This is a genomic window from Microbacterium aquimaris, assembly GCF_039531285.1.
Lineage (GTDB): Bacteria > Actinomycetota > Actinomycetes > Actinomycetales > Microbacteriaceae > Microbacterium > Microbacterium aquimaris.
In genome coordinates this window covers 1,921,242-1,937,577 of sequence record NZ_BAAAPT010000001.1, presented here as the reverse complement: position 1 = coordinate 1,937,577, position 16,336 = coordinate 1,921,242, and the positions used below count along the sequence as shown (strand labels likewise).

17 protein-coding genes are annotated in these 16,336 nt (G+C 69.2%); 3 read left to right on the top strand and 14 right to left on the bottom strand.

Annotated elements, in window-relative coordinates; genetic code table 11:
* Positions 1-28 precede the first annotated feature (28 nt).
* The 7 genes from ABD204_RS08850 to ABD204_RS08820 form a co-directional block, all read right to left on the bottom strand.
* On the bottom strand, positions 29-820 hold the full coding sequence (locus tag ABD204_RS08850) for a F0F1 ATP synthase subunit delta (protein WP_194425145.1): 792 nt from the start codon (positions 818-820) through the stop codon (positions 29-31).
* Complete coding sequence (locus ABD204_RS08845; protein ID WP_194425144.1) at positions 820-1,371, bottom strand: F0F1 ATP synthase subunit B; 552 nt, start codon at positions 1,369-1,371, stop codon at positions 820-822. The genes ABD204_RS08850 and ABD204_RS08845 overlap by 1 nt, the downstream gene beginning before the upstream one ends.
* A gap of 31 nt (positions 1,372-1,402) precedes the next feature.
* Complete coding sequence (atpE, locus tag ABD204_RS08840; RefSeq protein ID WP_322597554.1) at positions 1,403-1,639, bottom strand: F0F1 ATP synthase subunit C; 237 nt, start codon at positions 1,637-1,639, stop codon at positions 1,403-1,405.
* 46 nt (positions 1,640-1,685) lie between these two features.
* Complete coding sequence (gene atpB / locus ABD204_RS08835) at positions 1,686-2,498, bottom strand: F0F1 ATP synthase subunit A (protein ID WP_241748080.1); 813 nt, start codon at positions 2,496-2,498, stop codon at positions 1,686-1,688.
* A gap of 105 nt (positions 2,499-2,603) precedes the next feature.
* Positions 2,604-3,104: a Cg1360 family ATP-synthase-associated protein gene (locus ABD204_RS08830; RefSeq protein WP_194425143.1), complete on the bottom strand. Its 501-nt coding sequence runs from the start codon at positions 3,102-3,104 to the stop codon at positions 2,604-2,606.
* The gene (locus ABD204_RS08825; RefSeq protein ID WP_194425142.1) at positions 3,101-4,252 is read right to left on the bottom strand and encodes an MraY family glycosyltransferase; all 1,152 of its coding nucleotides are present in this window, start codon (positions 4,250-4,252) and stop codon (positions 3,101-3,103) included. Before ABD204_RS08825 ends, ABD204_RS08830 begins: the two co-directional genes overlap by 4 nt.
* Positions 4,249-4,965, bottom strand: a complete 717-nt coding sequence (locus ABD204_RS08820; RefSeq protein WP_194425141.1) for an L-threonylcarbamoyladenylate synthase — start codon at positions 4,963-4,965, stop codon at positions 4,249-4,251. Before ABD204_RS08820 ends, ABD204_RS08825 begins: the two co-directional genes overlap by 4 nt.
* Before the next feature lie 60 nt (positions 4,966-5,025).
* On the opposite strand from ABD204_RS08820, the gene ABD204_RS08815 reads away from it, so the two are divergent.
* The gene (locus ABD204_RS08815; RefSeq protein WP_194425140.1) at positions 5,026-5,616 is read left to right on the top strand and encodes a GNAT family N-acetyltransferase; all 591 of its coding nucleotides are present in this window, start codon (positions 5,026-5,028) and stop codon (positions 5,614-5,616) included.
* A gap of 9 nt (positions 5,617-5,625) precedes the next feature.
* On the opposite strand, the gene prmC is transcribed toward ABD204_RS08815, so the two are convergent.
* On the bottom strand, positions 5,626-6,504 hold the full coding sequence (gene prmC, locus ABD204_RS08810; RefSeq protein ID WP_194425139.1) for a peptide chain release factor N(5)-glutamine methyltransferase: 879 nt from the start codon (positions 6,502-6,504) through the stop codon (positions 5,626-5,628).
* Positions 6,505-6,642: 138 nt separating this feature from the next.
* Between prmC and cysK the strand changes: the two genes are divergently transcribed.
* Positions 6,643-7,581, top strand: a complete 939-nt coding sequence (gene cysK / locus ABD204_RS08805; RefSeq protein WP_194425138.1) for a cysteine synthase A — start codon at positions 6,643-6,645, stop codon at positions 7,579-7,581.
* 4 nt (positions 7,582-7,585) lie between these two features.
* Positions 7,586-8,155: a serine O-acetyltransferase EpsC gene (gene epsC / locus ABD204_RS08800; RefSeq protein WP_194425137.1), complete on the top strand. Its 570-nt coding sequence runs from the start codon at positions 7,586-7,588 to the stop codon at positions 8,153-8,155.
* A gap of 15 nt (positions 8,156-8,170) precedes the next feature.
* Here the strand turns inward: epsC and prfA are convergent, their stop codons facing one another.
* From prfA to lysA, 6 genes are all read right to left on the bottom strand, one after another.
* On the bottom strand, positions 8,171-9,250 hold the full coding sequence (gene prfA / locus ABD204_RS08795; protein ID WP_194425136.1) for a peptide chain release factor 1: 1,080 nt from the start codon (positions 9,248-9,250) through the stop codon (positions 8,171-8,173).
* A 15-nt stretch (positions 9,251-9,265) separates the two neighbouring features.
* Positions 9,266-11,362: a transcription termination factor Rho gene (rho, locus tag ABD204_RS08790; protein WP_194425135.1), complete on the bottom strand. Its 2,097-nt coding sequence runs from the start codon at positions 11,360-11,362 to the stop codon at positions 9,266-9,268.
* Positions 11,363-11,521: 159 nt separating this feature from the next.
* Entirely contained in the window at positions 11,522-12,466 is a 945-nt protein-coding gene (gene thrB / locus ABD204_RS08785; RefSeq protein WP_194425134.1) for a homoserine kinase, read from the bottom strand.
* Positions 12,463-13,548: a threonine synthase gene (gene thrC, locus ABD204_RS08780; protein WP_194425133.1), complete on the bottom strand. Its 1,086-nt coding sequence runs from the start codon at positions 13,546-13,548 to the stop codon at positions 12,463-12,465. Before thrC ends, thrB begins: the two co-directional genes overlap by 4 nt.
* 1 nt (position 13,549) lies before the next feature.
* Positions 13,550-14,905 carry a homoserine dehydrogenase gene (locus ABD204_RS08775; protein ID WP_194425132.1) on the bottom strand — a complete coding sequence of 452 codons (1,356 nt, stop codon included), beginning with the start codon at positions 14,903-14,905 and terminating at the stop codon, positions 13,550-13,552.
* Positions 14,902-16,308 carry a diaminopimelate decarboxylase gene (gene lysA, locus ABD204_RS08770; RefSeq protein ID WP_194425131.1) on the bottom strand — a complete coding sequence of 469 codons (1,407 nt, stop codon included), beginning with the start codon at positions 16,306-16,308 and terminating at the stop codon, positions 14,902-14,904. The genes ABD204_RS08775 and lysA overlap by 4 nt, the downstream gene beginning before the upstream one ends.
* Positions 16,309-16,336: the final 28 nt, after the last annotated feature.

Here is a 16,336-nt window from a genome sequence, read left to right as displayed (position 1 = left end):
AGTCTCCGCCTTGCGGCGGGAAGTCTGGTTATCCGGCGAGTCTGTGCCGGAGATCGGCCAGGCGTGCGGACACGCTGGCGTCGATGACGTCGTTCGCGATCTGCACCCGGACACCGCCGACGACCGTGGGGTCGACGACGGAGTTGATGGAGACCTGGGTGCCATAGCGCGTCGACAACGTCGCGGCCAGGCGCTGAGCCTGTGCCTCGCTGAGCGGCGCGGCCGAGTACACCGTCGCCACGGTCCGACCGCGCTGGTCCGCGACCACCCGCATCGCGTCGGCCAACAGCTGCCGCACGCGACGCTCGCGCGGCTGCTGCACCAGCGACGAGACGATCAGTCGAGCCGCTTCGCTCGCACGCCCGTTCAGCAGCGTGTCGACCAGTGCGCCCTTCGCGGACACGTCGCCGAGGCGGCTGCCCAGTGCCAGTTCGAGGTCTGCGTTCTCGGCGATGGTCCGCGAGAACCAGAACAGCTCGTCCTCGACCGGAGCGGACGGGTCCGCCACAGCAGTGGCACGGACGGCGAGTTCCTCGAGTCCGTCGATCATCTGCGACGCAGACGACCAGCGCTGTTCGACGGCGGTGGTCAGCAGCGACACCGACACGGGGCGCAGCGTCGGGCCGAACACGTCGGCGACGACTTTCGCCCGCGCGGCCGGTGCGGCCGCGGAGTCGGCAAGCGCGCCGCTCAGCGCGGCCGTGTCACCGACCGCCCGGGCCGCGGCGAACAGCTCGCGTGCGACGTCGATGTCGACGCCGGACGCTGAGCTGAGCGCCGCGGTGGTGGCCGAGAGCGCCTGAGTGGTCGCGCTGCCCATTACTGGGCCGCCTTTTCGGATTCGAGGTCGGCGAGGAAGCGGTCCACGACGGCCTGAGCCTTCGCATCGTCGGACAACGTCTCGCCGATCACGCCGCCGGCGAGGTCGAGCGCAAGAGTGCCGACCTCTCCGCGCAGCGAGACGAGAGCGGCCTGGCGCTCCGCCTCGATCTGGGAGTGGGCGGACGCGGTGATGCGCGACGCCTCACTCGTGGCGGAATCCTTCGCCTCGGCGACGATCTTCTTGCCGTCCTCACGGGCGGCGTCGCGGATCTCACCGGCTTCCTTGCGGGCGTCGGCGAGGGCTGCGGTGTACTCCTGCAGCGCGGCCTCGGCCTTGCGCTGCGCCTCGTCCGCCTTGGCGATGTTGCCTTCGATGGCCGCCGAGCGCTCGTCGAGCAGCTTCTTCATCCGGGGCAGTACGACGCGCCAGAAGATGAAGAGGATGACGACGAAGCACACCGCCGACCAGACGATGTCATAGACCGCCGGGATGAGCGGGTTGGGCGCTTCGCCCTCCTCCGCGGCGAGAATGACAAGAGGCTTCAGCATCCTGTCTCCTTACGTGTGCGGGCGGCCTGGATCAGGCGCCGAAGATGAAGCCGGTGGCGATACCGATGAAGGCGAGCGCCTCGGTGAAGGCGATACCGATGAACATCAGGACCTGCAGGCGACCGGCGAGCTCGGGCTGACGAGCCACGCCCTCGATGGTCTTGCCCACGACGATGCCCACGCCGATGGCGGGGCCGATGGCGGCGAGACCGTAGCCGACGCTCGCGATGGAGCCCGTCATCTCGGCGAGAACCGTAGTTGCGTCCACGGGTGTGTTTCCTTTCGGTTGGGTGGGACGGCGTGTGCCGGCCCGCTCAGTGCTCTTCCGCAACCGCGAGCTGGATGTAGACCGCGGTGAGGATCGTGAAGACGTACGCCTGGAGGAAGGCCACCAGGAGTTCGAAGAGGGTGAAGACGAACCCGAAGGCGAGTGTGCCCGCGCCGAGCACGGTCCACAGGCCTCCGAGGGTGAAGACGAAGTACTGGGTGGCGGAGAAGAACAGCACCAGCATGAGGTGCCCGACGATCATGTTCATCAGCAGACGCAGGGTGAGGGTCACCGGTCGGATGATGAAGGTCGACAGGAACTCTAGCGGGATGATGATGACGTACAGCGGCCACGGCACACCCGAGGGCATGAGGGAGTTCTTGAAGAAGTTGCCGGGGTTCTTCTTGATGCCCGCGTAGATGAAGGTGACGTACGACACGACCGCGAGCAGCAACGGCACCGCGATGACGCTCGTGCCGGCGATGTTGATCCCGGGGATGACGCCCGTCAGGTTCATGAACAGGATCATGAAGAACATCGTCGTGAGGATCGGCAGGAATCGCTGCCCGTCCTTCTTACCGAGGAGGTCTTCGGCGATGTTGACGCGGACGAAGTCCAGGCCCATCTCGATGATGTTCTGGAATCGACCGGGGACGATCTTCATCCGGCGCGTTCCGATGAGGAACACGACGATCAGGACGACCGTGGCGAGGAACTGCGCGAGGTTGATGCGCGTGATCTCGAATGCGGTGCCCTCGAAGAAGATTGCCGGAGGGAAGAAGTCCGTGATCGACGGCGGATGGAATTCGTCGTCGGTGGACGTGGCAGTGGCGATCAGTGTCGCAGCTTGAGTGATCAGCGCTGGCTCCAGCTTCGGGGCGACGGTGGGTACCGTGGCGACGATGGTCGGGGAGGGTCATCCGCTGGCACTCATCGAAGAGTGCGCGGGCGCAGGACAACCCTATCAAACTCGCGGAGGCTCTGAGTCCGCCTCCCCCTCCCGGCCGTCCGCGACATCGGATGCCGAGGGGAGCGTGACGTCGCTCACATGCGGGATGCGCATCTTCAACAGCACTGCGACGTCGACCGCCAGCGAGGCGATCACACTGACGACCAGGGCGACGAAGAACACCGTCGGCGCGATCCAGGGCTGATCGCGCAGCACGAGCAGCGCGACGATGAAGACCACGAGCTTGAGGATCCAGCCGCCCAGCACGATGCCGAAGAAGATCGGGACGTACAGGGGGTCTGCGTACCACCGGTTCGCGATGAGGATGCTCGCGGCGGTGATCCCGAGGAAGACCGCCGCGATCAGCACACCCGCCAGGCCGCTCCACAACCCTTCCGTGCCGGCGACCAGGAGGCCGACCAGCGCCGCGGCGAGAGCCAGCACGACGGTGACGCCACCGGACCACACCAGCGCGGTGCGCAGGATGGGGGTGCTGGAGACGGGGTTGGGGCTCATACGGCTTCCTTAGGGGTGGCGTCGGTGCGGCGGGAGGGGAGGAGGGTGACGACAAGGCATGCGACGACCCCGACGACGCCGAAGGCGACGCCGAGCAGGTAGTCCCCGGGCCACTCCTGCGCGGTCCCGATGTACATCAGCAAGAACGCGAGACTGACCACGGCGGTCCACGCGTAGAAGATCAACACGGCGTCACGGTCGCTGTGCCCCATGTCGAGCATGCGATGGTGCAGGTGCTTGCGGTCGGGTGAGAACGGACTGCGCCCCGCCCCCATCCGCCGGATCACGGCGAGTCCGAAATCGAGCAGCGGAAGGATGACGACCACGATCGGCAACAGGATCGGGATGAACGCACCCAGCAGCTGCGAGCGGCCGAAGACGTCGTTGTCCCCGATGATCGCCGGATCGAGCTGGCCGGTGATCGCGATGGCCGAGGTCGCCATGAGCAGCCCCAGCATGAGCGCGCCCGAATCGCCCATGAACATCTTCGCCGGACTCCAGTTCAGCGGCAGGAAGCCGACGCACGCGCCGATGAGGACCGCGGCGATGAACGACGCGAGGTTGAAGTAGCTGCTCGCGCCGGTGTCGCGCACCAGCAGATAGGAGTAGGCGAAGAAGACGCCGTTGGCGATGAGGCAGACCCCCGCGACGAGGCCGTCGAGGCCGTCGATGAAGTTGACGGCGTTCATCACCACGACGATGGCGAAAACCGTGATGGTGAAGCTCACCCAGCCGGACCAGACGGCGATGCCGCCGATCGGCAGTGCGTAGATCTGCAGCTCGCCGAACCACGCGATGATGCCGGCGGCGACGAACTGCGCGCCGAGTTTGATCATCCAGTCGAGGTCCCACAGGTCGTCGGCGACACCGACGAGCACGATGAGGGCGGTGGCGGCCAGGATCGCGTAGACGGGCCGCGGGTCGGCCCAGAAGATCTGGAAGAACGGGTGCTGGGAGGACACCAGGAAGGCGGTGACGACACCCAGGAACATGGCGATCCCGCCCAGCCGTGGCGTCGGGGTTTTGTGCACGTCGCGTTCACGGATGCCGGGGTACAGCTTGAAGCGGAGACTGAGTCGCCACACCGCCCATGAGAGGGCCAGGGTGACGGCTGCCGTGAGCAGCACCGTGAACAGGTACTGCTTCACGAGTCTCCGCCGGACTCCGGTCCGGCCTGGCCTTGCACCTCGTCCGCCGCGTCCGCCTCGAGGAGGTCACCCAGGACCTCGCGCAAGCGGGCACGAGGGATCGCGCCTTCGCGCAACACCCGGACGACCGGCTCGGGCCCCACGACGAGTGACGTGGCGTCGACGATGGTGGATGCCACCCCGGTCGCGCTGGGTCCGTCGTCGAGGTAGGTGGAGACGCTGCCGCCGAGCATGTTCATCGCATCGAGCACCGTCACTGCGGCCGGCTTGCCGGTGAGGTTCGCACTGGAGACCGCCAACGGCCCGGTCTCCTCCAGCAGTTCCAGCGTGAGCCGGTGGGCGGGCATCCGCACGGCGACGGTGCCCCGGGTGTCACCGAGGTCCCACGACAGGGAGGGTTGCGAGGGGAGAACGATGGTCAGCCCACCCGGCCAGAATTCCTCCACGAGGTCTTCGACGGCCGGTGGGACCTCGGAGACGAGAGCGCGGAGGGTGTTGACGCCGGCGACCAGCACCGGCGGCGGCGACTGACGCCCACGCCCCTTGGCCTCCAGCAACCGCTGCACGGCCGACGCCGAGAACGCGTCGGCGGCGATGCCGTACACGGTGTCGGTCGGGACGACGATCAGATCGCCGCGACCGACGGCCTGGCGTGCCTGGCGCATACCGGCCAGCAGCTGGGACTGGTCGCGGCAGTCGAAGAGGGAGGACATGACCAGTCGATTCTAGGTGCAACCCTTGCGCGATCCCCGAATGCGGAGGATCATCCCCCCATGACCATCCTCGCCGACGGGCGACAGGTCGACGTCGTCGCCGCAACCGGCCGATTCGCCGGTTTCTTCGATGTGGTCGGCGTCAAGAAACCCGGCGGGCGCGGCTGCTGGTGCATGGCTTATCGAGACAGTCGTGTGCCCGTCCAGGCGCGTGCCGACCACATGCGTGCCGAGTGCGCGACCTCGCCGGGACCCGGCGTGCTCGCCTACGTCGACGGGCAGGCCGCGGGATGGTGCTCGGTGGCGCCGAGGTCGACCTATCGCCGACTGATGAATTCGCGCACGATTCCCTTCGTCGACGACGCCGACCCGTGGTCCGTGGTGTGCTTCGTCGTCCGGCCCGGCTTCCGTGGCCACGGCCTCATGCACCACCTGCTGGCGGGCGCGATCGCGCACGTCGACCGTGGCGGCGGCGGCGTGATGGAGGGCTATCCCGGAGAGTCCGGGGCACGCATGGACCGGGTGTCGGCCTACATCGGTACGACCGCCCTGTTCGAGCGCGCCGGTTTCGAACGCGTCACCGAGACCGCCTCGCGGGTGGGCGGCCGGAGCCGCTGGCTGATGCGCCGCACGGTCGCCGCTGAAGCGTGAGCCGGTCCGTCAGGGACGGACCGCGGTGGTCGCGCGGTCGCGCATGGTGAGGTCCGGGTGGGTCGCGGCGGCCCGCCACCCGTCGGCTTCCAGGATCCGGCGGATCTCCTCACCCTGCCACTCACCGTGCTCGATGACGATCGAGCCACCGGGGTGGGCCAGACGGAGACCGACGCGACTGAGCACACGTACGACGTCGAGCCCGTCCGGGCCCCCGTACAGCGCCGCCGCCGGGTCGTGGTGGCGCACCTCGGGGTCGCGGGGGATGGCGTCGTCCGGGACGTAGGGCGGGTTCGATGCGACGACCGATACGGTGCCGTCGAGTTCGGGGAACGCGTCGGCGAGGTCGATGAACGCCACGCGCACATTGTCACCGCCGAGGCGCGCGACATTCTCCCTGGCCCACACGAACGCCTCGACGGAATTCTCGGCGGCGTGCACCCGTGCGTGCGGGACCTCGGTGGCCATCGCCAGGGCGATCGCCCCGCTCCCGGTGCCGAGGTCGACCGCGACGGGCGAGGCGGACGCGGAAGCCTTCAACGCGTCGATGGCCAGTTGCGCGACCATTTCGGTCTCGGGTCGGGGCACGAACACCCCCGGGCCGACGGCGAGCTCGAGCGAGCGGAACGGTGCGCACCCGGTCAGATGCTGAAGCGGCATACGGGTCGCGCGCCGTTCGACGAGATCGAGGTAGCGCGCGGACGCGGACTCGGGCAGCTCGTCTCCGCGGATGGCGGCGGCCTGCACGCCGCCGCGTGAGAGGCCGAGGACATGGCCCAAGAGCAACTCCGCGTCGACCGCGGGATCGGCGATCCCGGAGCCGGCGAGGCGTTCCGCGGCACCGCGCAGCGCATGCGAGACCGAGTCGGGTGGGGGCAAGGGGGGCATGACGTCCCAGCTTAGGCGGGCTTTCGCCCCCGCGAACGGGCCCGGCATCCCTGTTGCGACATATTCGGGCTCCTCCCCCGTCACCTCGCCTAGGCTCGAGGTGTTCCGAACGAACCCACCGACCCCGAAAGGCCCGCCATGCCCGGCATCCATTCCGACATCACCTCCGCCTTCGGTGACACCCCCCTCGTCCGGCTCAACCGGGTGGCCGAAGGCACCGAGGCGAACATCCTCGCCAAGCTCGAGTTCTACAACCCCGCCTCCAGCGTCAAGGACCGTCTCGGCATCGCCATCGTCGACGCCGCCGAGGCCTCCGGAGACCTGACCGCCGGGGGGACCATCGTCGAGGCCACCAGCGGCAACACCGGCATCGCCCTGGCGATGGTCGGCGCCGCACGCGGCTACAAGGTCGTCCTCACGATGCCGGCGTCGATGTCGAAGGAGCGCCGCATGCTTCTGAAGGCGTTCGGCGCGGAACTGGTCCTCACCGACCCGGCCAAGGGCATGAAGGGCGCCGTCGAGGAGGCGGAGGCCATCGCCGAGAAGACGCCCGGCGCGATCCTCGCCAAGCAGTTCGCCAATGAGGCCAACCCCGCCATCCATCGCAAGACCACCGCCGAGGAGATCCTGCGCGACACCGATGGGGCGGTTGACTACTTCGTCGCGGGCATCGGCACCGGAGGCACGATCACCGGCGTCGGGCAGGTACTCAAGGAGAAGGTGCCCGGCGCGCAGGTCATCGCCGTCGAGCCGAAGGACTCGCCGCTGCTGACCGAGGGCACGCCCGGCCCCCACAAGATCCAGGGCATCGGCCCGAACTTCGTGCCCGCGATCCTCGACCGTGACGTGATCGACGAGGTCATCGACGTCGAACTCGACGATGCGTTGCGCGTGGCGCGCGAGACCGCCGCCAAGGACGGGATCCTCGTCGGAATGTCCAGCGGCGCGGCGATCTGGGCCGCCCTGCAGGTCGCCGCCCGTCCCGAGGCCGCCGGCAAGAACATCGTGGTCATCATCCCCTCGTTCGGCGAGCGATACCTGTCCACCCCGCTGTACGCCGACCTCGTCGAGGACTGACCGGATGGGCCTGTGGTCAGACGCGCGCGAGGACCTCGCCGCCGCGAAGCTGCGCGACCCCGCGGCGCGCTCGGCGATGGAGATCGCGTTGCTGTACCCCGGGCTCCATGCCGTCTGGGGCCACCGGGTCTGGCATGCCCTGTGGGTGCGGCGGCTTCGCTTCGTCGCGCGCGCCGGCTCGCAGCTGACCCGGTGGCTGACCGGCATCGAAATCCACCCCGGCGCGACGATCGGCCGACGCTTCTTCATCGACCACGGCATGGGAGTGGTCGTGGGTGAGACCGCCGAGGTCGGTGACGACGTGATGCTCTACCACGGCGTCACCCTCGGCGGTCGGCAGCGCTCCGGCGGCAAGCGTCACCCCACGCTGGAGGACGGCGTCGCCGTGGGGGCCGGTGCGAAGATCCTCGGCCCGATCACGGTCGGAGCCGGAAGCGTGGTCGGCGCGAACGCCGTGGTCACCAAAGACGCCCCCGCCGACAGCATCCTGGTGGGGGTGCCCGCCAAGCCACGCCCCCGCTCCGGTGAGATCGACACCCGCGCGCTGCTGGCCGCGCCGGAGTACGTGATCTGACCCGGCGGGGCGCCCTCAGGAGTCGCCGGCGAGAGCGGCCAGGCGCGCCTCCTCGTCGGCGATGATCGCCGACTCGATGACGGGCTCGAGCGCTCCGTCCATGACATGGTCGAGGTTGTAGGCCTTGTACCCGGTGCGGTGGTCGGCGATGCGGTTCTCGGGGAAGTTGTAGGTGCGGATCCTCTCGGAGCGGTCCATACCCCGGATCTGCGACCTGCGGGCGTCGGCCGCCTGCGCGTCCAACTCCTCCTGCTGACGGGCCAGAAGCCGCGCCCGGAGCACGCGCATACCGGCCTCGCGGTTCTGCAGCTGCGACTTCTCGTTCTGCATCGACACCACGATCCCGGTCGGCACGTGGGTGATGCGCACGGCCGAGTCGGTGGTGTTCACCGACTGTCCGCCGGGCCCGGAGGACCGGTAGACGTCGATCTTGAGGTCGTTCGGGTTGATCTGGATCTCGTCCGGCTCATCGACCTCGGGGAACACGAGCACACCGGTGGTGGATGTGTGGATGCGCCCTTGAGACTCGGTCGCGGGCACGCGCTGCACACGGTGGACGCCACCCTCGTACTTCAGGTGCGCCCACACCCCCTGGGCGGGGTCGGATGACGAGCCCTTGATCGCGACCTGCACGTTCTTGTAGCCGCCCAGGTCGGACTCGTCACGCTCGAGCAGTTCGGTCTTCCAGCCCTTCGAGGTCGCGTACTGCACGTACATGCGCAGCAGATCAGCGGCGAACAGTGCGCTCTCGGCACCGCCCTCCCCCGCTTTGATCTCCATGATCACATCACGCGCATCGTCGGGATCGCGCGGGATCAACAGACGCCGGAGCTTCTCCTGCAACCGCGCATGCTCCTCCTCCAACGAGGGGATCTCCTCGGCGAAGGCGTCGTCCTCGCGGGCGAGCTCGCGCGCGGCGGCCAGGTCGTCCGCGGAGGCCGCCCACGCCTCATAGGCGCGAACGATCCGCGACAACTCCGCATACCGACGGTTCACGCGCTTGGCGCGCGTCGCGTCGGCGTGCACGGCCGGATCGGAGAGTTCGCGCTCGACGTCGCGATACTCCTCGATCAGCCCCTGGACGGACTCGAACACGCCGACCTCCGCGGGTCAGCGGATGCTGTTGTCGGACCCGTGCGCGCCGTTGCCGCCGTGGGCGGGTGCGGGGATCGACTTCTGCATCTGCACGAGGAACTCGACGTTCGACTGGGTCTCCTTGAGCTTGCCCAGCACCACCTCGAGGGCCTGCTGCGGTTCGAGGCCGGCGAGGGCGCGGCGCAGCTTCCAGGTGATCTTGACCTCATCGGGCGACAGGAGCATCTCCTCGCGCCGGGTGCTCGACGCGTTGACGTCGACCGCCGGGAAGATCCGCTTGTCGGCAAGCTGGCGGTTCAGGCGCAATTCGCTGTTGCCGGTGCCCTTGAACTCCTCGAAGATGACATCGTCCATCTTCGACCCCGTCTCCACGAGCGCCGTGGCGAGGATCGTGAGCGACCCACCGTTCTCGATGTTGCGGGCGGCACCGAAGAAACGCTTGGGCGGATACAGTGCCGACGCGTCGACACCGCCGGTGAGCACGCGGCCCGAGGTGGGCGCGGAGATGTTGTACGCCCGGCCCAGTCGGGTGATCGAATCGAGGAGCACGACCACGTCGCGGCCGAGCTCGACCAGGCGCTTGGCACGCTCGATGGCCAACTCTGCCACGGTGGTGTGGTCCTCGGCGGGGCGATCGAAGGTCGAGGCGACAACCTCACCCTTCACGCTGCGCTGCATGTCGGTGACCTCTTCGGGGCGCTCGTCGACGAGCACGACCATGAGGTGGACCTCAGGGTTGTTCTGCGCGATCGCGTTCGCAATCTGCTGCAGCACGATCGTCTTGCCCGCTTTGGGCGGTGCGACGATGAGGCCTCGCTGGCCCTTACCGATCGGCGCGACCAGGTCGATGATCCGCTGCGTCAGCTTCTCCGGCGCCGTCTCCAGACGCAACCGGTCCTGCGGGTAGAGCGGGGTGAGCTTGCCGAATTCGACGCGGTCTGCGGCGTCGTCGACCGACAGGCCGTTGATGGCATCGACCTTCACCAGCGCGTTGTACTTCTGGCGGCCCGACTGCTCCCCCTCGCGCGGCTGCTTGATCGCGCCGACGACGGCATCGCCCTTGCGGAGGTTGTACTTCTTGACCTGACCGAGCGAAACGTAGACGTCGCTCTGTCCGGGAAGATAGCCCGTGGTGCGCACGAACGCGTAGTTGTCGAGGACATCAAGGATCCCCGCCACGGGGATCAGGACGTCGTCTTCGCTGATCTCGGTCTCGAACTCGTCGCCGGTGTTCTGGCCGCGGCGCTTGTTACGCTGCCGGCCACGTCCGGAGCCCTGACCGGACTCGTCGTCACCGTCGTTCTGCGCGTTCTGGTTCTGACCGTTCTGCCCGGGGTTCTGGTTCGCGTTGCGGTTGCGGTTCCGGTTCCGGTTGCGGTTGCGACCGCGGCCCGAACCCTCGCCGTCCGAAGAGTCCTGCCCGTTGCCGGACTCGTCGGAGGCCTCCCCGTCGCCGCCGTTGCGGCCGGAGTCGTTCTTTCCGCCCTCGTTCTTTCCGGAGTCGGTCTTCGCAGACTCGGTCGTGGCCGCGTCGTCCTGGGCGGAGGCGTTCTTGGCGGAGGAGTTCCTGTTCGACGCGAGCTTCGAGGCGCCGCTGTTCGGGGCGTCGGCGTCCGAGGCACCCGTCGCCCCGGCATCCGGGGCAACGGCATCCGACGGGGCGGACTCGCCCGCGGCGCCGTCGGTTGCGGATACGTCGTCGGCGGGAGTGGCGGAATCGGTCGGCTCCTCCTTCACCGCGGCCTTGCCGCGACCCTTGCGGGCACGCACGGGCTTCTTCGCCGGCTGCTCGGCGGCGGTGTCACCGTCGCCCGCGTCGGCGGCGGGCGCCGCATCGGCGGCCGGAGCGTCGCCGGAATCGGCGGCGGCCGACTCGTCTGCTTTCGGAGCGTCGGTGCTCTTGGCACGGCGCGGGGCGCGCTTTCGCGGCGCCTTGGCCGGTTTCTGTTCGGCCGGGGCTTCAGCGGACGAGGCGGTCGGCGCGGACTCGGCCTGCACGGACGAGGCCTCGGCCGGGCTCGACGCGCCCTCGGCCGGAGCCGTAGCGGATGCCGACGCCGTATCGGTGGACGCCTCAGCGGCGTCGTTGTGGATCTCGGAGATGGACTCCACGAGTTCTCCCTTGTAAGCGATTGGATAGCGCGACCGCACGCGCGCAGAGAAGGTCCCCGGCTGTCCCCCGAAGGATCGGGTGCCGCGTGCCGATTCAGAGAGCCGGCGTCGTACCGGGGGCTGTGCGGTGATTTCGCAGAAATGCGACGGAGGCCAGATTCACGATGACGTGGAACCCTCCGCGTGGTTCCTCACTGTACCACCCTTGAAATCGACGGCGAGCATCCGCGCGTCCCACGGGGTGTCGACGGCCTCCGCCGCCAGCGCCGCGGCCTCCAGGCGACGCCCCGGACCGTCTGCGAGGACGAGGACGCTGGGGCCCGCGCCGGAGACCACCGCGGCGTACCCGTGCTCGCGCAGGGTTCTGACCAGTCGATCGGTCTCGGGCATCGCCTGCGCACGGTAGTTCTGATGCAGTTTGTCCTCGGTCGCCGCCAGCAGGAGTTCCGGGCTTTGGGTGAGCGCGGCGATCAGAAGCGCCGAGCGTGACACGTTGAACACCGCGTCCTCGCGTGGCACCTGCAACGGCGCGAGAGTGCGCGCGACACGGGTCGACATCGTGAACTCCGGAACGAGCACCAACGGCGCCACCCCGCGGTGGACGAGCAGCTTCTTGTGCTCGGGCACGCCCTCGTCCATCCACGCGATCGTCAGACCGCCGAACAGGGCCGGCGCGACGTTGTCGGGGTGACCTTCGAGTTCGGTCGCCAGACGCAGCATCGTGCTCTCCCCGAACTCGACGTCGCCGCCGAGGAGACCCTTCGCCGCGAGCAGTCCCGCCACCACCGCCGCACCGGAGGATCCCATCCCCCGACCGTGGGGGATGACGTTGCGGGCGTGCAGGCGCACACCGGGCATCCGCCGCCCCATCGCCTCGTAGGCGTAGCGCATCGAGCGCACGACGAGGTGCGACTCATCGCGGGGGACGTCGGCGCCCCCCTCCCCCTCGATCTCGATCTCGATCTCGTCGGTGTCGAGTCGCTCGACGACGAGTTCGTCGTACACGCTCAGTGCAAGCCCGAGCGTGTCGAAGCCGGGACCCAGGTTCGCGCTGGTCGCCGGCACGCGCACCACGACGGCGCGCGACCCGTCGGGTGTCGTCACGCCGACGCCTCCGGGACCAGATCGAGCACCGATGCCACCTCTGCGGTGGTGGCATCCACGACCGTCGGCTCCACCTGCGACCCGTCGGCGTTGCGGAGGGCCCACTGCGGGTCCTTCAGGCCATGCCCGGTCACGGTCAGGACGACGCGGGAACCCGCGGGGATGACGCCGCTCTCGGCCCGGTCGAGCAGACCGGCCACGCTGATGGCCGACGCCGGCTCGACGAAGATGCCCACCTCTGCGGCGAGCAGCTTCTGGGCCGCGAGGATGCCCTCGTCGTCGATGGCACCGAACCAGCCGTCGGTCGCGTCGCGCGCCTCGAGGGCGAGGTCCCACGAAGCGGGGTTTCCGATACGGATGGCGCTGGCGATCGTGTCGGGGTTCTTCACGACCTCGCCGCGCACGAGCGGTGCGCTGCCGGCCGCCTGGAAGCCGAACATGCGAGGGACCCGTGTGGCGACACCGCGTGCGGCCTCCTCACGGTACCCGCGGGAGTAGGCGGTGTAGTTGCCCGCGTTGCCGACGGGGATGAAGTGGAAATCGGGCGCGTCACCGAGGGTCTCCACCACCTCGTAGGCGGCGGTCTTCTGCCCCTCGATCCGATCGGGGTTGACGCTGTTGACCAGGTGGACCGGGTAATGGTCGGCCAGTTCGCGGGCGATCTCGAGGCAGTCGTCGAAGTTCCCGCGGATCTGGATGAGACGGCCGTTGTGGGCGACGGCCTGGCTGAGCTTGCCCATCGCGATCTTGCCCTCGGGCACGAGCACAGCCGCCGTGATGCCGGCATGGGCGGCGTACGCGGCCGCCGACGCCGAGGTGTTGCCCGTGGACGCGCAGATCACGGCCTTCGCGCCGTGCTCGACGGCGCGCGAGAGCGCGACGGTCATCCCGCGGTCCTTGAACGACCCCGTCGGGTTCATCCCCTCGTACTTGACCCACACATCCGCGCCGGTCCGGCTCGACAGCGCGGGGGCGGGCAGCAGCGGCGTGCCCCCCTCCCCGAGGGTCACCACGGTCGAGGCGTCGGTCACACCGAGCCGGTCGGCGTACTCGCGGAGGACTCCGCGCCAGACGTGTGCCATGTCAGTCTCCTTCCACGCGCAGCACCGAGACCACGCGTTCGACGACCCCACTGGAGGCGAGACGCTCGACGGTCTCGCTGAGGTCCTGTTCTCGTGCCGTGTGCGTGCCGATCACCAGACGCGATGTTCCGGTGCCGCGGTACGCGGCCTCCCCGGTGGGGACCGCGAGGGTGTCGGCGTCGCCCATCGGCGTCTGTTCGACGGTCGCGATCGAGACGCGCCCCTCGCTGAGCAGGCCCGCGACCGTCGCGAGCACGCCCGGCTGGTCGTTCACCTCGAGGGTGATCTGATAGCGCGTGGTCATCTGGCCGATGGGCACCACCGGCAGGTTCGCGCGCGTGGACTCCCCCACCCCGACGCCACCGGCGATATGGCGGCGTGCCGCCGAGACCACGTCTCCGAGCACGGCCGACGCGGTTTGCACACCGCCGGCACCGGCGCCGTAGAACATGAGGTTCCCCGCGGCCTCGGCCTGCACGAACACGGCGTTGTTGGCCCCGTGGACGCTGGCCAGCGGATGCTCGCGGTCGACGAGCGCGGGGTAGACACGCACCGAGATGGCGTCGCCGCCGTCCTCCGCCGCGCCGACCAGGCGTTCGCACACCGCCAGGAGTTTGATGACGAATCCGGCGCTGCGGGCGGCGTCCATCATCTGCTTGTCGATGTGTGTGATGCCCTCCCGGTGGACCGCGTCCAACGGGACGGCGGTGTGGAAGGCCAGACTCGCCAGGATCGCCGCCTTCTGCGCGGCGTCGTAGCCTTCGACGTCGGCGGTCGGATCGGCCTCGGCATACCCCAGACGTTGCGCGTCGGCGAGCACGTCGGCGAAGTCGGCACCCTCGCGGTCCATCCGGTCGAGGATGTAGTTGGTGGTGCCGTTGACGATGCCCATGATCCGCTGCACGCGGTCACCGGCGAGCGAGTCGCGCAACGGCCGGATGATCGGGATCGCCCCGGCCGCGGCCGCTTCGTAGTAGACCGAGGCGCCGACCTGGTCTGCGGCGTCGAACAGCTCCGGCCCGTGCGTGGCCAGCAGCGCCTTGTTCGCGGTGACGACATCAGCGCCGGCGCTGATGGCGGTCAGCAGCTGCGTACGGGCCGGCTCGATGCCCCCCATCAGCTCGATGACGATGTCGGATCCGACCAGCAGCGGTTCGGGATCGGTCGTCATCAGCTCGCGGGGCAGTTCGGTGTCGCGGGGCGCGTCGGGGTCGCGCACGGCGATCCCCACGAGCTCCAGGCGCGCACCGGCGCGGTCGGCCAGCTCGTCGCCATGCTGCCGCAGCAGCGCAGCGACCTGCGACCCGACGGCTCCGGCGCCCAGCAGCGCCACCCTCAGTCGGCGGTAGTCGGTCATGCGTTCCCTTCCGTGGTGGCCGGCACTCCGGCGTCTCGGGCGAGGAGATCGTCGATGGTCTCGCCGCGTACGATCACGCGCGCGGCCCCGTCTCCGACGGCGACCACCGGAGGACGCGGGATGTAGTTGTAGTTGCTCGACAGCGAGAAGCAGTAGGCGCCGGTGGCCGGTACGGCCAGCAGATCGCCCGGAGAGACGTCGGATGGGAGCCACTCTGCGTCCACGACGATGTCACCGGCCTCGCAGTGCTTGCCGACGACGCGGGCCAGTGCCGGGCCGGCGTCGCTGCGGCGCGAGACGATGCGCGCCGAGTAGGCCGCACCGTAGAGGGCGGGGCGCGCGTTGTCGCTCATCCCGCCGTCGACGCTGACGTAGAGGCGCTCGAGATCGTCACCGACGGTCACGGGCTTGACCGTGCCCACTTCGTACAACGTCACTCCGGCCCGTCCGACGATCGCACGCCCGGGCTCGAAGGACAGGGCGGGGACGGGGATGCCGTGCGCGTCGCACTCGCGTGCGACGGCCGCGACGATCTCGTCGGCGAGCTCGTCGATCGGAGTGGGGGTGTCCGCCTCGGTGTAGGCGATGCCGAATCCGCCCCCGAGGTTGACGGTGGGCACGTCGCCTCCGGCGAGCAGGCGCGCGTGCAGCGCGATCACGCGTGACGCCGACTCGGCGAATCCCGCCGCGCCGAAGATCTGCGATCCGATGTGGCAGTGCAACCCCACGAAGTTCAGGGAGGGCGACTCGCGGATCCGCGCGACGGCGGACTCGGCCGCCTCGAGGGTGAAGCCGAACTTCTGATCCTCGTGCGCGGTGGCCAAGAAATCGTGCGTCTCGGCATGGACACCGCTGTTGACCCGCACGGAGACGTCCTGGACCGTCCCGTGGCCGGCCGCGATCGCCGCGAGACGTTCGATCTCGATGAGGGAGTCGAGCACGACCGTGCCGACCCCGGCGGTGACAGCGCGGGTCAACTCGACCTCGGATTTGTTGTTGCCATGCAGACCGAGCCTGTCGGCGGGTGCGCCCGCCGCGAGGGCGACGGCCAGCTCACCGCCGGTGGCGACGTCCACATTGAGCCCCTCGGCGGTGACCCACCGCACGGTCTCCGTGCACAGGAACGCCTTGCCTGCGTAGTAGACCCTCGCGCGGGTGCCGTGGCGTTCCGCCGCGGCGTCGAAAGCCTCGCGGACCTCACGCGCCCTGTCCCGTACGGCGTTCTCGTCGAGGACGTACAGCGGCGTTCCGAAGCGGTGTTGCAAGTCGGCGACCGGCACCCCACCCAGGCTGACCGAACCGTCGGTGAGGCGTTCGATGTCCGGGGGCCAGACCTTCTCGGCGAGCGCGTTGACGTCGGCGGGGACCGGTGGTGCGGGAGTCGGGTCAGACGTGGCGGACACGGGTGAAGATGCCAATCGGTGGTTCGGG

Coding starts and splice junctions, on each gene's coding strand:
- epsC (WP_194425137.1), top strand. CDS start 7,586: ATGGGCCTGTGGTCAGACGCGCGCGAGGACCTCGCCGCCGCGAAGCTG.
- cysK (WP_194425138.1), top strand. CDS start 6,643: ATGCCCGGCATCCATTCCGACATCACCTCCGCCTTCGGTGACACCCCC.
- ABD204_RS08850 (WP_194425145.1), bottom strand. CDS start 820: ATGGGCAGCGCGACCACTCAGGCGCTCTCGGCCACCACCGCGGCGCTC.
- prmC (WP_194425139.1), bottom strand. CDS start 6,504: ATGCCCCCCTTGCCCCCACCCGACTCGGTCTCGCATGCGCTGCGCGGT.
- ABD204_RS08845 (WP_194425144.1), bottom strand. CDS start 1,371: ATGCTGAAGCCTCTTGTCATTCTCGCCGCGGAGGAGGGCGAAGCGCCC.
- ABD204_RS08815 (WP_194425140.1), top strand. CDS start 5,026: ATGACCATCCTCGCCGACGGGCGACAGGTCGACGTCGTCGCCGCAACC.
- ABD204_RS08820 (WP_194425141.1), bottom strand. CDS start 4,965: ATGTCCTCCCTCTTCGACTGCCGCGACCAGTCCCAGCTGCTGGCCGGT.
- thrC (WP_194425133.1), bottom strand. CDS start 13,548: ATGGCACACGTCTGGCGCGGAGTCCTCCGCGAGTACGCCGACCGGCTC.
- ABD204_RS08775 (WP_194425132.1), bottom strand. CDS start 14,905: ATGACCGACTACCGCCGACTGAGGGTGGCGCTGCTGGGCGCCGGAGCC.
- ABD204_RS08830 (WP_194425143.1), bottom strand. CDS start 3,104: ATGAGCCCCAACCCCGTCTCCAGCACCCCCATCCTGCGCACCGCGCTG.